Here is a 13,146-nt window from a genome sequence, read left to right on the forward strand (position 1 = left end):
CCACCTATTTCAGCACGAGCGGCAGCCCCGCAGCCATGAAAATCGCATGATCGGCTGCGGCGGCCACGGCCTGGTTGAGCCGGCCCTGTGCATCGCGGAAGTCACGCGCCAGCTTGTTCTCCGGCACGATGCTGAGACCGACTTCGTTGGAGACCAGCAGCACCGGGAATGCGACATTGTTCAGCGCCGTCAGCAGCCCGGCGGTCTCGGCAGCGATGTCGCGGCCGGCATGCATAAGGTTGGAGAGCCAGAGTGTGAGGCAGTCGATCAGTACGGCGCCGGTGTCAGACGGAAGCGCGCGCAGGACTTCGGCGACGGCAATCGGCGCCTCGATACTGTGCCAGCGGTCGTCGCGTCGGGCCTTATGCTCGGCAATCCGCGCCTTCATCTCGTCGTCCCAGGCTTCGGCCGTGGCGATATAGACCAGTCTGCCGGAGCGTTTCTCGGCCAGCTGTTCGGCCAGCCGCGACTTGCCCGACCGCGCGCCGCCCAGCAGCAGGGTGATGCGGGCGTCGTCGCGTACGGCCATGTCAGGCCTTCACCTTCTCGCGCATGGTGACGAATTCTTCCGCCGCCGTGGGATGAATGCCGATGGTGGCATCGAAATCGGCCTTCTTGGCGCCAGCTTTGATCGCCACCGCGATACCCTGCATGATCTCGCCGGCATCTTCGCCGACCATATGCGCGCCGATCACACGGTCGGTCTTGGCATCGACCACCAGCTTCATCATCACGCGCTCGTCGCGACCCGAAATGGTGGCCTTGAGCGGGCGGAAGCTGGTGCGATAGACATCCACCTCGCCGTATTTGGCGCGCGCATCGGTCTCGCTGAGACCGATGGTGCCAACCGGCGGCTGGCTGAACACGGCAGCCGGCACATCGGCATGGTCGGGCGAGCGCGGCTTGTTACCGAACACCGTATCGGCGAAGCAATGGCCCTCGCGGATCGCGACTGGCGTGAGATTGATGCGGTTGGTCACGTCGCCCACCGCGTAGATATTCTCCACGCTGCTGCGCGAATATTCGTTCACCACCACGGCGCCGTCGGCATCGGTGTTGACGCCGAGCACTTCCAGGCCGAGGCCCGCGGTATTCGGCTTGCGACCGGTGGCGGCCAGCACGGCATCGACTTCCAGAGTGCTGCCATCGGTCAGATGCACCAGCAGCGCGCCGTCTTTCGCTTTCTCGATCTTGGTCAGGTCGGTCTTGCATTTGAGATCGATGCCGGATTTCCTGATCTCGCCGGCCAGATGGTTGCGGATATCCTCATCGAAGCCGCGCAGCACCTGCTCGCCGCGATACAGCATCGTCACCTTCGATCCGAAACCGTTGAAGATGCCGGCGAATTCCAGCGCGATATAGCCGCCGCCGACAATGACGATCCGCTTCGGCTGTTCCTTCAGATGGAACGCCTCGTTCGAGGTGATCATCAGCTCGGCGCCAGGCACGGCGGGCTTGACCGGATGACCGCCGGTGGCGATCAGTATCTTGTCCGCCGTCACGGTCTTGTCGCCGATCAGGACGGTATGGGCGTCCTTCAGCGTGGCGCGGCCATCGAAGGTCTTGGCACCGGCATTCTCAAACAGCTTGCGATAGATGCCTTCGAGCCGGGCGATTTCCTTGTCCTTGTTGGCGATCATCGTGGGCCAATCAAAAACCGGAGATCCAACCGTCCAGCCGAAGCCGGCGGCATCCTCGAAGTCATGCGCGAACTGCGATCCGTAGACCAGCAGCTTCTTCGGCACGCAGCCGCGGATCACGCAGGTGCCGCCGTAGCGGTATTCCTCGGCCACCGCGACCTTCGCGCCATAACCGCCCGAGATACGCCCGGCGCGTACGCCGCCCGAACCGCCGCCGATTACAAACAGGTCGAAATCATACTGACTCATCGGGGGCCAATCCTTCCGCGTGATATTCCGCCGGCAATTCATGCCGGCGGCCCACGCTGGAGATCAGGGTCCGAACCTCGGGATAGCGATGGGCCACGGCAATGTGGTGCAGCCGGAGGGCTTCGACAAGCGTCCCGCCCAGGCCCAGCATGCGGTCGGCATGGGCGATCATCACACTGTTGGGCCAGGCCCTGGGCCGGATATCGCCCAATGCGGCAAAGATATCCGCGGCGCGGCCCGGATTGCGCTGGGCCATCAGCGTGACCGCCGAGGCGGTCGAACGCGACACACCGGCATAGCAATGCACCAGCAGATGCTTCACCGGCTGCGCCGCCAGCTTCTCGCCAACCTTCAGGATAGCGGCGACATCGGTCTCGCTCGGCAGCGAGCGGCTGCCTTCTTCGGTGACGATATCGTAGAAGCGGAATTCGTCGCGTAGCGCCCTGGGGTGATGCACATAGCCATCGGGCTGCGGCGTGCCGGGATCAAGGATGCCGAGGATATGGCTGACGTCACCGGCGAATTCGTGCAGTTCGGCCACGCCGCAGATGCTGATACGGAACGGCATCAACCCACGTTCGACGGTACTCATCAGTCAGGTCTCCTTATTCGCCAAGAATCATTCAACAGTTACGGATTTGGCCAGGTTGCGCGGCTGGTCCACATCAGTGCCCTTCAGCACCGCGACATGATAGGCCAGCAGCTGCACCGGAATGGCGTAGAGGATCGGCGCGACGAAAGGCTCGACCTGCGGCAGCACCACGGTGGCGAAGGTGCGCTCGTCCACATGCGCCAGGCCGGCCTTGTCCGACATGAAGATCACCTTGCCGCCGCGTGCCATCACTTCCTGCATGTTGGAAATGGTCTTTTCGAACAGGCTGTCGCTCGGTGCGATCACGATCACCGGCACCTGTTCGTCGATCAGCGCGATCGGACCGTGCTTCAGCTCGCCGGCGGCATAGCCTTCGGCATGGATATAGGAAATCTCCTTCAGCTTCAGCGCGCCTTCCAGCGCCAGCGGGTAGCACGGGCCGCGGCCGATATACAGCACGTCGCGCGCATCCATGATCTTCTCGGCCAGCGCCTGCAGGTCCTCGTCGTGGTTCAGCACCTCGGCCGCATGCGCCGGCACTTCCATCAGCGCGGCCATCAGCTTGGCGCTTTCGGCCTCGCTCAGCGCCTTGCGGGCGCGCGCCACCGCCAGGCTGAAGGCGGCCAGCGTGACCAGCTGGCAGGTAAAGGCCTTGGTCGAGGCGACGCCGATTTCGGGTCCGGCTTTCGTGGGCAGCACACCATCGGCTTCGCGCGCCATGCTGCTTTCCGGCACATTGACGATCACCAGGGTGCGGCCGCCATTCTGCTTCACATAGCGCATGGCGGCCAGCGTATCGGCCGTCTCGCCCGACTGCGAGATGAAGATCGACAGGCTGTTGGGATCGACCGGCGCTTCGCGGTAGCGGAATTCAGACGCGACATCGACCTCGACGCCGATGCGGGCATAGCGTTCGAGCCAGTATTTCGCCACCAGGCCGGAATAATACGACGTGCCGCAGGCCACGATGGTGATGCGGCTGATCTTCGCCAAGTCGATGCCCAGGTCGGGCAGATGCACCCAGCGGTCGGTCGGGCTGACCATGGTGTTGATGGTGTCGCCCATCACCGCCGGCTGCTCGTAGATTTCCTTGAGCATGTAATGGCGGTAGTTGCCCTTGCCGATCATGGCGCCGCTGATCGCAGTCGGCCGCACGGCGCGCTGCACCGGCTTGTCGTCAGCATCGAAGAAGCGCGCACCGTCGCGGCTCAGCACCACCCAGTCGCCTTCATCCAGATAGGCGATCTTGTCGGTCAGCGGCGCCAGTGCCAGCGCATCCGAGCCGAGATACATTTCGCCATTGCCGAAGCCGACGGCCAGCGGCGCGCCGCGACGCGCACCGATCAGCAGATCGGTCTCGCCGTGGAACAGGATGGCCAGCGCAAAGGCGCCACGCAGGCGGCCGAGCGCGGTTTTGACGGCGTCTTCCGGCTTCAGTCCCTCGATCAGATACTGGTCGATCAGGCGCACGGCCACTTCCGTGTCGGTCTGGCTCTGAAACTTGTGACCCTTGGCCAGCAGTTCCTCGCCCAGCTCGCGGTAATTCTCGATAATGCCGTTATGCACCAGCGCGACGCGCTCGGTGGCATGCGGGTGTGCATTCGACTCATTCGGCGCGCCATGCGTGGCCCAGCGCGTATGCGCGATGCCGATCAGGCCCTGCAGCGGTTCTTCCTGCAGGCGGGCCTGCAGGTTGACGATCTTGCCTTCGGCGCGGCGGCGCTCCAGCGCGCCGCTCTTCACCAGCGTGGCGACTCCGGCCGAGTCATAGCCGCGATATTCCAGCCGTTTCAGGCCATCAACCAGCAGCGGCACCACATCCCGCGTGCCGACGACACCGACAATTCCACACATGCTGGAAACTCCTACTTCTTCTTGCGGGTGGCGACTTTCGCCTTGCGGAAGGCAGCGGCCTTGCCCGGTTTATCTTCCTGACGGCCGCGCCCGAGGCTGAGCGCATCGGCGGGTACGTTGCGGGTGATCACGCTGCCGGCCGCGACGATGGCGCCGTCACCGATCTTCACGGGTGCCACCAGCGCCGAATTCGAGCCGATGAAGGCACCGGCGCCGATATCGGTATGATGCTTGTCGTAGCCGTCGTAATTGCAGGTGATGGTGCCGGCGCCGATATTGGCCTTCGCGCCGACGCGGGCATCGCCGATATAGGTCAGGTGATTGACCTTGGCGCCCGCCTCGATACTGGCATTCTTGATCTCGACGAAATTGCCGACATGGGCATTGGCCGCGAGCTTCGCACCCGGCCGCAGACGCGCGAACGGGCCGACTGTGGCGCCTTCGGCAATGCTGGCGCCTTCGATATGGCTGTGGCTGCGGATCACGACATTGTCGCCCACGCTGACCTTCGGGCCAAACACCACGAAGGGCTCGATCACGACATCGCGGCCGAACTGGGTGTCCTTGCGCAAATACACCGTCTCCGGCGCGGTCATGGTAACGCCGCCGGCCATGGCGGCCAGGCGCAGGCGCTGCTGCATCGCCGCTTCGGCCACGCTCAGTTCGGCGCGGGTGTTGATGCCCATCACCTCGACCGGATCGGCCTCCACCACGCGGCAGGTCCAGCCCTTCGCATTGGCATGCTCCACCGTGTCGGTGAGCAGGAATTCGCCCTGCGCATTCTTGTCGCTCAGCTTCTTCAGCAGCGCCGGCAGGCGTTCGCTGTCAAACGCGACCAGCCCGGCATTGCACAGCCGCACGGCGCGTTCTTCCTCAGAGGCGTTCTTGAACTCAACGATCTTCTGCAGCTTACCTTTGCCATCCACGATCAGCCGGCCATAGGCGGCAGGATCGACCGGACGGAAGCCGACGATCACGGCGGCCGGATCGTCCTTGCCGCGACGCGCTGCCAGCAGGTTCTGGATCAGCGCCGTGGTCAGCAGCGGCGTATCGCCGAACAGCACGACGACATCGCCCCTGAAACCCTTCAGCGCCGGCAGCGCCGCCATCACGGCATGGCCGGTGCCGCGCGCCGGATGCTGGATCGCGATCTTCGCCGGCTGAGCCGCAGCGGCCACCGCATCCTGGCCCTTGCCAGTGACGATGATGACGCGTGCCGGCTTCAGCACGGCAGCAGCGTCCAGCACATGGCCGAGCATCGCCCGGCCGGCCACCGGATGCAGCACCTTGGGCTGTGCAGACTTCATGCGCGTGCCCTGGCCTGCTGCCAGAATGACTACTGCTACCGGCCGTTTCGCCATGCTTCACTTCCGTGTACAAAAAAACGCGATTCGCCGCATTTCAGCGCGCGGACAGTGTCATAGCCGCGTCGGCCAACGGAAATCAAATCCCATTTCCGTCTGTTTCAGGGTCTTTCTAATTGTAACACCATGACTCAAAAGGCAATTCTGTTCGATCTCGATGGTACGCTGGTCGACACGGCGCCTGACCTCGCCGCTGCCACCGATCACGCCCTGGTCCGCGCCGGGCGACCGGCCATCGGCCTTGAGTCGGTGCGCAGCATGGTCGGTGACGGCGCCCGCGCCCTGATCGAGAAGGGCTTCAGAGCCTCGGGCGGCATGCCGGAGCCGGCGGCCTTCGAGGCCGCCTTCAGCGACTTCATGATCTACTACGGGCGCCATATCGCCGCGACCAGCCGGCCGTTTCCCGGCGTCGCCACCTGCCTGGCTGCGCTGGCCGAACAGGGCTACGCGCTGGCCGTCTGCACCAACAAGCCGGAAGCCTTGAGTCGCAGCCTGCTCGACCAGCTTGGCCTCTCCGGCTTCTTCGGTGCGGTGGTGGGCGGCGACAGTCTGCTGGTGCGCAAGCCCGATCCCGGCCATATCCGCGGCACGCTGGACAAGCTGGGCCCGGCTTTCGACTGGGCCGCGATGGTGGGCGATTCCGCCAACGACGTGAATGCGGCCAGGGCCGCCGGCCTGCCCTGCGTGGTGGTCAGCTTCGGCTATACGCAGATCGCGCCCAAAGACCTGGGCGGTGACCGGCTGATCGATCATTTCTCGGAATTGCCCGATGCGCTGGTCGCGCTGGGTGGATGAGACGCCTACTTCTCGTTCGCCGCGGCCTTGTAGCCGCCGATCACGCGCGATGGCGGCAGATGCACGCTGACGCTGGTGCCCTGGCCGGGCGTGCTCCGGATTTCCAGCCAGCCGCCATGCATGCGCACCATGCGGTCGCTTAAAGGCAGTCCCAGCCCGGTGCCGGGCTGCGCGCGCGTTAGCGCATTCTGGATCTGGCCAAACGGCTGCAGCGCGATCTTGATCTGTGTCGGCGTCATGCCGATGCCGGTATCCGCCACCGTGTAGACGAAACCACCACCATCGGTCAGTGCGCCCGACAGCACGATGCGGCCCTTCTCGGTGAATTTCAGCGCATTGGCCAGCAGGTTGATCAGCACCTGCAGCAGCGCCCGGCGGTCGGCGCTCAGCTGCACCAGTCCCTCCGGCGGAATGACGCGCAGGTCGACATCGCTACGCTCGACCTTCTCGCGCACCAGGCGCAAAGCCGCGGTCATGATCTCGTCGGCATCGAAATCCTGCTCGGCCAGTTCATATTTGCCAGCCTCCACCTTCGACAGGTCGAGGATGTCGTTGATGATGGCCAGCAGATGCTCGCCGCTGGCATGGATATCGCCAGCATATTCGCGATAGCGCGGGATACTCACCTTGCCCAGCATCTCGTTGCGGATGATCGACGAGAAACCGATGATGGCGTTGAGCGGCGTGCGCAGCTCGTGGCTCATATTGGCGAGGAATTCCGACTTGGCGCGGTTGGCCTCCTCGGCCGAGCGCTTCGCCGCCAGTGCGGTCAGTTCGGCCTGCTCCTTCAGGTCGACCACGCGGCGCTCACGGAACAGCAGCAGCACCAGGCCGATCACCAACATGGCGATGAAGGCCGTCAGCAGGCCGACGCCGTCGGCGAAACGATCGAGCCGGCGCTCCTGATTCAGCAGCATATCGCGCGCCGTGCTGCGCGATTGTCCCAGCAGCGCGATCAGGCGAAACTCGGCATCGCGTGCCCGCGCCTGCATCAGCGTCAGCACCGCCGGCGATCCGGGCGGCTGACCCGGCACGCCCTCGTCCAGCCAGCGCGTCAGGTCCTGCAGGGCCGGGCTGGCCACCGCATGCATGCCGGCAGCGCCCACCATGTTGTCGAGATTGTAGTTGGCGCGCAGCGCCTCGGCGCGTGCCCGCGACGAAATCATATGCGCCACCACACGCGCACGGCCATCGCCCTGCGGATCGTGCTGCCAGGCCTCAATGGCCCAGGCGAGATTGGCGACCTCGCGGATCATGGTTTCGGCATCGCGCTCCTGATCCAGCAGCGTGACCGGCAGGTCGCGCGCCACCGAGGTGAGCGCGTTCTGCACATACAGCGCCACGCCAAACGCGCCCAGCACGACAAGTATGATGATGAACGTGATCTGACGACGGCCAAGCATGATGACGCGGCTCAGTTCGACAGGCTGCCGCGGGCGCGATAGAAGCGCTCCGCGCCGGCATGCAGCGGCAGACTGCGGCCGATCAGGGCATCGGTGAAGCGGACATCTGCGCCGCGCGGATGGCCTTTGCCGAGCAATGACTGACCGCGCTGGCTCCACAGTGCCTCCAGCACGGCCTGCACGCGCTCGTCAGGCACGTCGGCGCGCACCACGAGCTGCGCACCCACCATCAGGCTGCCCACAGCGGTTGTCTGCCCCGGATAGGCGCCGGCCGGAATCTGGCCGTAGCTGAGGAAGGGATTCTGCCGTACCAGACGGGTGGCCGCATCGGCATCGACGCCGACCAGGCTGGCCGGTCCGCTGGCCAGCGCTTCGCTGACCGCTTTGGTGGGCCAGCCGGCAACGATGAAAAAGGCATCGAGTTGCCCGGTCAGCAGCCGCGGCAAGGCCAGATCGGGTTTGATATAGACGGGGCGCAGATCGGCTTCCGACAGGCGATAGGCGCTCAGCAGGTTGCGCACATGCACCAGCGTGCCCGAACCCGGCTCGTCCATCGCGACGGTGCGGCCACGCAGATCGCCGAGGGCAGTGATGCGGGCCTCGCGCCGCACCACCACATGCATCGCCTCCGAGTAGAGGTGCGCGACGAAGCGCAGGCGGTCGTGCCTGCCCTTGCCCGTGAAGATTTCCCTGGCGTTGAAGGCCCAGTCGGCGACATCCGCCTGCACCAGCGCCATCTCGATTTCACCATTCTGCAGACCGGCGACATTGGCGACCGAGCCGTTCGAGGTCTGCGCCACCGCCACCAGGCCCGGCACGCCGCAGCGGCCGTCTCGTGCATCGGAAGAATTGCAGCCCGGGCCGACCGGCATGTCGCTGACCGCCTGGGCGATCAGGCTGCCAATGGGAAAATACGTGCCGCTCTGACCGCCAGTGCCGATGCGCAGGATGCTGGTCTGGGCTTCGGCAGTCACGGCTCCCAGAAGCACCGCAGCGAACAACAGCAGCGCGCCCCGGATAGCACCCTGGGGGGCGCGGAAACGTCGGATGGCGGCGCGGAAAGCCATGCGGTTATTCGGCATCCGGCTGGTTGGCCGGGGCAGCATCGGCGAAGGCCTTCACCTTCTGGCATTCGGCGTCGATCCGCACCACGGTGGGGCAGCCCGACAGGTCTGCCTTGAAGCGGCGGCCATTGGCGACCTGCGGCACCAGGCAGAGATCGGCCAGCGTCGGCGTGTCGCCATGGCAGAAGCGGCCGGTCTGCGGGCTGGCGACCAGCATCTGCTCCACGGCCTGCAGCCCCTCTTCCACCCAGTGGCGATACCAGTCGTCCCTCTGCGCCTCGCTGACGCCCAGCTTGCCGGTCAGGTAGCGCAGCACGCGGGGGTTGTTGATCGGGTGGATTTCGCAGGCCACGGCCAGCGCCAGCGCCCGCACGCGGGCGCGCTCCAGCGGGTCCCTCGGCAGCAATGCCGGCTGCGGATGGGTTTCTTCCAGATATTCGATGATCGCCAGCGACTGGGTCAGCAACTGGCCGCTGTCGGTCTTCAGCACCGGCAGCAGTTTCTGCGGATTGATCGCGGCAAAGCTCTCGGCAAGCTGCTCCAGCTTGGCAAGGTGGACAAAGGTCTGATCGTAGGCGAGGCCCTTGAGGTTGAGCGCGATCCGGACCCGATAGGCGGCCGAGGACCTGAAATAACCGTACAGCAGCATGCTTGCCTCCTCCTGACCCGGATTCTAGCCCAGTCGCCGTTGTGTTACAAAGCCTTGGTGGGTCTCTGCGGTCACCCGAAAGGGTTGCCGCGACGGCGTGCCGCGCTCTATTGTCTGCGCTCCGCAGCGCCCCCATCTGAAGGGGATCGCCAGAAGCAGACTGGGCGGAGCGGGTCGGGAGTGGGCTGAACGGCAGAAGACCGGTAGGCCGGGTATTTGGGGGCCAGCAGGGTAGAGTTGAGATGCGCCTGACGATTAACGGCGAGATGCGGGATATGACCAGCGCGGGCACCGTGACCGAGCTGCTGTCCGCGCTCGAACTCGATGCGCGCAAGATCGCCATCGAACTGAACCGCGAAATCGTGCCGCGCTCCGCCTATGACGCCACCGGCCTGAACGACGGCGACAAGATCGAGATCGTGCATTTCATCGGCGGCGGCAACGCGCCCCACAAGGATGACGACTATTTCGAGGTGGCGGGCCAGCGCTTCCGCTCGCGGCTGCTGGTCGGCACCGGCAAGTACAAGGATTTCGAAGAGACCAAACTGGCCATCGAGGCGTCCGGCGCCGAGATCGTCACCGTGGCAGTGCGGCGCGTCAACGTCACCGACCGCAACAAGCCGATGCTGGTCGATTACGTCGACCCGAAGAAATACACCTACCTGCCCAACACCGCCGGCTGCTACACCGCCGATGATGCCGTGCGCACGCTGCGCCTGGCACGCGAGGCCGGCGGCTGGAAGCTGGTCAAGCTCGAGGTGCTGGGCGACCAGAAGACGCTGTATCCCGACATGGAAGCCACGCTGGAAGCCACCAAAGCGCTGGTGAAGGACGGCTTCGACGTCATGGTCTACTGCGCCGACGATCCGATCGCGGCCAGGAAGCTGGAGGACCTCGGCGCCTGCGCGATCATGCCGCTGGCCGCGCCGATCGGTTCCGGCCTTGGCCTGCAGAATCCGGTCACCATCCGCATCATCATCGAGAATGCGAAAGTTCCGGTGCTGGTCGATGCCGGCGTGGGCACTGCGTCTGACGCCGCCGTGGCGATGGAACTGGGCTGCGACGGCGTGCTGATGAACACGGCGATTGCCGAAGCGAAAGACCCGATCCGTATGGCACGCGCCATGAAGCTGGCGATCGAGGCCGGCCGCCTGGCCTACCAGGCCGGCCGCATGCCGAAGAAACTCTATGCCGATCCCTCCTCGCCGCTCGCCGGCCTGATCTGACCGTGCGAGGCTGAACGACCGTGGACATCGACATTTACGCCCTCATCGAACAGTACCGCGAGTGGTTCTACGTCATCACCTTCATCTGGACCTTCCTGGAAGGCGAGACGTTCGTGATTTTCGCGGGTGCCGCAGCCAGCCAGGGCTTGCTGCACATGTACTGGTTGATCGGCGCCGCCTGGCTCGGCAGCTTCTGTGGCGACCAGCTGTATTTCTGGATCGGCCGCAAATACGGACACAAGCTGCTGAAGCGTTTCCCGCGCATGCAGGGCGGCGTCAACGTCGCGCTCGACATGCTGCACAAATACCATGTCGGCTTCATTCTCAGCTTCCGCTTCATCTATGGCGTGCGTAACTTCTCCTCGCTCGCCATGGGCATGAGCCTGATCAGCTGGCCGCGTTTCGCCGCGCTGAACTTCGTCGCCGCCGGCCTGTGGGCCAACGCGTTTTCCTGGGCCGGCTATCTGCTCGGCGTTGCCTTCGAGGCCATGCTGGGCAACATCGCCAAGGATTTCGGCCTGATCATGCTGGGCATCTTTGCGGTGGTGGGTGGCATCCTGTTCTTCGTGCACCGCCGCGGCAAAAAGAACTTCGAGGCCAAGGTTGCCGCCCAGCAGCAGAAGCAGGTCACCCCGCCGGTTTCGACGGAGTAAAAGGCTCGACGGCGCAGAGACGCCTACAGGCTGTCCATCTTGCCGGTCAGCTTGTCGATGATGCGGTCGAGCTGCGCCACTTCATCCACGCTCAGCGCCGTCAGCAGGTCGCGCTCGAAACCGAGTGCCAGCGGGGCGATCTCGGCATAGACCCCCTGCCCCTTCACCGACAGCGTCAGCCGCGACTTGCGCTTGTCGTCGCTGTCCTTCTCGCGCGCCAGCAGGCCCTTCTGCTCCAGCGCTGCCACGGCGCGGCTGACCGTCACCTTGTCCATCGCCGAGCGCTCCACCACCTCGTTGGCGGTCAGGCCGGGCGTGCGGCCGAGATTGGCGATCACGCGCCATTCCGGAATGCCGATCCCGAAACGGTCGGCATAGTGGCGCGACAGCGCGCCGGAGATGCGGTTCGTGATCACCGAAAGCCGGTAGGGCAGGAATTTCTCCAGATGTAACGCTGCCTTAGCCATGTCCCGCTTTCCGCGGCCGCGCTCCGTTGCCGGCCTTGAATATAGTTTCAATTGTAACTAATGTGCGACTCAACCGCAATACGATTCCGTGCCCAGGGAGGATACGTGCCATGGCCGACCTTTTCGACAATCCCATGAACACCGACGGCTTCGAGTTCATCGAATATGCCGCGCCCGATCCGGCCAAGCTCGCCGCCCTGTTCGAGCGTATGGGCTTCCAGGCCGTCGCCAGACACCGCTCGAAGAATGTGACGCTCTATCGCCAGGGCGACGTCAACTTCATCCTCAACGCCGAACCGGCCAGCTTCGCCCAGAGCTTTGCCCGCATCCACGGCCCCTCGATCTGCGCCATGGCCTTCCGCGTGAAGGATGCCGCCAAGGCCTACAAGCGCGCCGTCGAGCTCGGCGCCTGGGGCGTCGAGAACCATGCCGGCCCGATGGAACTCAACATCCCGGCGATCAAGGGGATCGGCGACAGCCTGATCTACCTGGTCGACCGCTACGGCGAACGCGGCACCATCTATGACGTCGACTTCGTGCCCATTGAGGGCACCGAACGCAACCCGAAGGGCGTCGGCCTCACCTATGTGGATCATCTGACCCATAACGTGCATCGCGGCCGCATGGGCGAATGGGCCAGCTTCTACGAGCGCCTGTTCAATTTCCGCGAGATCAAGTATTTCGACATCGAAGGCAAGCTGACCGGCCTGAAGTCGAAGGCGATGACCAGCCCCTGCGGCAAGATCCGCATTCCGATCAACGAAAGCTCGGACGACAAGTCGCAGATCGCCGAATATCTGAATGCCTATCACGGCGAAGGCATCCAGCATGTGGCGATGGGCACCGACGACATTTACACGACGGTGAGCCAGCTGCGCGGCCGAGACCTGCCCTTCCAGTCGACCAACGACACCTATTTCGACCAGATCGACGAACGCCTGCCCGGCCATGGCGAGGATGTCGCCCGCCTGAAGGAACTGCAGATCCTGATCGACGGCGCCCCGACCAAGGGCCAGGGCCTGCTGCTGCAGATATTCACCGAGAATGCCATCGGCCCGATCTTCTACGAGATCATCCAGCGCAAGGGCAATGACGGCTTCGGCGAAGGCAACTTCAAGGCGCTGTTCGAATCCATCGAACTCGACCAGATCCGCCGCGGCGTGCTGAAGGCCAACTAAAGAAAAGTCCAG

13 protein-coding genes are annotated in these 13,146 nt (G+C 64.5%); 4 read left to right on the plus strand and 9 right to left on the minus strand.

All coding sequences use genetic code 11. The annotated features are described in order from the left end of the window. Positions 1-4 precede the first annotated feature (4 nt). From cobU to glmU, 5 genes are read right to left on the minus strand one after another with little or no spacing between them, the layout of a single operon-like run. Positions 5-529: a bifunctional adenosylcobinamide kinase/adenosylcobinamide-phosphate guanylyltransferase gene (gene cobU / locus FNB15_RS19030; RefSeq protein WP_144258235.1), complete on the minus strand. Its 525-nt coding sequence runs from the start codon at positions 527-529 to the stop codon at positions 5-7. A gap of 1 nt (position 530) precedes the next feature. Then, complete coding sequence (gene gor / locus FNB15_RS19035) at positions 531-1,889, minus strand: glutathione-disulfide reductase (protein WP_144258236.1); 1,359 nt, start codon at positions 1,887-1,889, stop codon at positions 531-533. Then, complete coding sequence (locus FNB15_RS19040) at positions 1,876-2,481, minus strand: tyrosine phosphatase family protein (protein ID WP_185973619.1); 606 nt, start codon at positions 2,479-2,481, stop codon at positions 1,876-1,878. The genes gor and FNB15_RS19040 overlap by 14 nt, the downstream gene beginning before the upstream one ends. Before the next feature lie 27 nt (positions 2,482-2,508). Next, entirely contained in the window at positions 2,509-4,335 is a 1,827-nt protein-coding gene (gene glmS / locus FNB15_RS19045; RefSeq protein WP_144258237.1) for a glutamine--fructose-6-phosphate transaminase (isomerizing), read from the minus strand. 11 nt (positions 4,336-4,346) lie between these two features. Next, on the minus strand, positions 4,347-5,642 hold the full coding sequence (gene glmU / locus FNB15_RS19050; RefSeq protein WP_425460271.1) for a bifunctional UDP-N-acetylglucosamine diphosphorylase/glucosamine-1-phosphate N-acetyltransferase GlmU: 1,296 nt from the start codon (positions 5,640-5,642) through the stop codon (positions 4,347-4,349). A 183-nt stretch (positions 5,643-5,825) separates the two neighbouring features. Between glmU and gph the strand changes: the two genes are divergently transcribed. Then, on the plus strand, positions 5,826-6,494 hold the full coding sequence (gene gph, locus FNB15_RS19055; protein ID WP_144258239.1) for a phosphoglycolate phosphatase: 669 nt from the start codon (positions 5,826-5,828) through the stop codon (positions 6,492-6,494). Between the two features lie 5 nt (positions 6,495-6,499). Here gph and FNB15_RS19060 read toward each other — a convergent pair whose 3' ends face one another. Genes FNB15_RS19060 through maiA form a run of 3 tightly spaced genes read right to left on the minus strand, consistent with a single transcriptional unit; the run spans position 6,500 to position 9,610 of the window. Beyond that, positions 6,500-7,897, minus strand: coding sequence for a sensor histidine kinase (locus tag FNB15_RS19060; RefSeq protein ID WP_144258240.1), 1,398 nt, complete (start codon positions 7,895-7,897; stop codon positions 6,500-6,502). An 11-nt stretch (positions 7,898-7,908) separates the two neighbouring features. Further along, a complete protein-coding gene (locus tag FNB15_RS19065; protein ID WP_185973620.1) occupies positions 7,909-8,964 on the minus strand; it encodes a TAXI family TRAP transporter solute-binding subunit in 1,056 nt (351 codons plus the stop codon). Positions 8,965-8,968: 4 nt separating this feature from the next. Further along, entirely contained in the window at positions 8,969-9,610 is a 642-nt protein-coding gene (maiA, locus tag FNB15_RS19070) for a maleylacetoacetate isomerase (RefSeq protein WP_144258242.1), read from the minus strand. Between the two features lie 242 nt (positions 9,611-9,852). Here maiA and thiS point away from each other — a divergent pair, with 242 nt between their 5' ends. Beyond that, positions 9,853-10,836, plus strand: a complete 984-nt coding sequence (gene thiS / locus FNB15_RS19075) for a sulfur carrier protein ThiS (RefSeq protein WP_144258243.1) — start codon at positions 9,853-9,855, stop codon at positions 10,834-10,836. 20 nt (positions 10,837-10,856) lie between these two features. Then, entirely contained in the window at positions 10,857-11,489 is a 633-nt protein-coding gene (locus tag FNB15_RS19080; RefSeq protein WP_144258244.1) for a DedA family protein, read from the plus strand. Between the two features lie 23 nt (positions 11,490-11,512). On the opposite strand, the gene FNB15_RS19085 is transcribed toward FNB15_RS19080, so the two are convergent. Next, positions 11,513-11,956: a MarR family winged helix-turn-helix transcriptional regulator gene (locus tag FNB15_RS19085; RefSeq protein ID WP_144258245.1), complete on the minus strand. Its 444-nt coding sequence runs from the start codon at positions 11,954-11,956 to the stop codon at positions 11,513-11,515. Between the two features lie 110 nt (positions 11,957-12,066). Here FNB15_RS19085 and hppD point away from each other — a divergent pair, with 110 nt between their 5' ends. Continuing rightward, the gene (gene hppD / locus FNB15_RS19090) at positions 12,067-13,134 is read left to right on the plus strand and encodes a 4-hydroxyphenylpyruvate dioxygenase (protein ID WP_144258246.1); all 1,068 of its coding nucleotides are present in this window, start codon (positions 12,067-12,069) and stop codon (positions 13,132-13,134) included. Positions 13,135-13,146 lie beyond the last annotated feature (12 nt).

The sequence above is a fragment of the Ferrovibrio terrae genome (genome assembly GCF_007197755.1).
In the GTDB taxonomy this organism is placed as follows: domain Bacteria; phylum Pseudomonadota; class Alphaproteobacteria; order Ferrovibrionales; family Ferrovibrionaceae; genus Ferrovibrio; species Ferrovibrio terrae.

Coding starts and splice junctions, on each gene's coding strand:
- glmS (WP_144258237.1), bottom strand. CDS start 4,335: ATGTGTGGAATTGTCGGTGTCGTCGGCACGCGGGATGTGGTGCCGCTG.
- thiS (WP_144258243.1), top strand. CDS start 9,853: ATGCGCCTGACGATTAACGGCGAGATGCGGGATATGACCAGCGCGGGC.
- FNB15_RS19065 (WP_185973620.1), bottom strand. CDS start 8,964: ATGGCTTTCCGCGCCGCCATCCGACGTTTCCGCGCCCCCCAGGGTGCT.
- gph (WP_144258239.1), top strand. CDS start 5,826: ATGACTCAAAAGGCAATTCTGTTCGATCTCGATGGTACGCTGGTCGAC.
- cobU (WP_144258235.1), bottom strand. CDS start 529: ATGGCCGTACGCGACGACGCCCGCATCACCCTGCTGCTGGGCGGCGCG.
- FNB15_RS19060 (WP_144258240.1), bottom strand. CDS start 7,897: ATGCTTGGCCGTCGTCAGATCACGTTCATCATCATACTTGTCGTGCTG.
- gor (WP_144258236.1), bottom strand. CDS start 1,889: ATGAGTCAGTATGATTTCGACCTGTTTGTAATCGGCGGCGGTTCGGGC.
- FNB15_RS19085 (WP_144258245.1), bottom strand. CDS start 11,956: ATGGCTAAGGCAGCGTTACATCTGGAGAAATTCCTGCCCTACCGGCTT.
- glmU (WP_425460271.1), bottom strand. CDS start 5,642: ATGAAGTCTGCACAGCCCAAGGTGCTGCATCCGGTGGCCGGCCGGGCG.
- maiA (WP_144258242.1), bottom strand. CDS start 9,610: ATGCTGCTGTACGGTTATTTCAGGTCCTCGGCCGCCTATCGGGTCCGG.
- hppD (WP_144258246.1), top strand. CDS start 12,067: ATGGCCGACCTTTTCGACAATCCCATGAACACCGACGGCTTCGAGTTC.
- FNB15_RS19040 (WP_185973619.1), bottom strand. CDS start 2,481: ATGAGTACCGTCGAACGTGGGTTGATGCCGTTCCGTATCAGCATCTGC.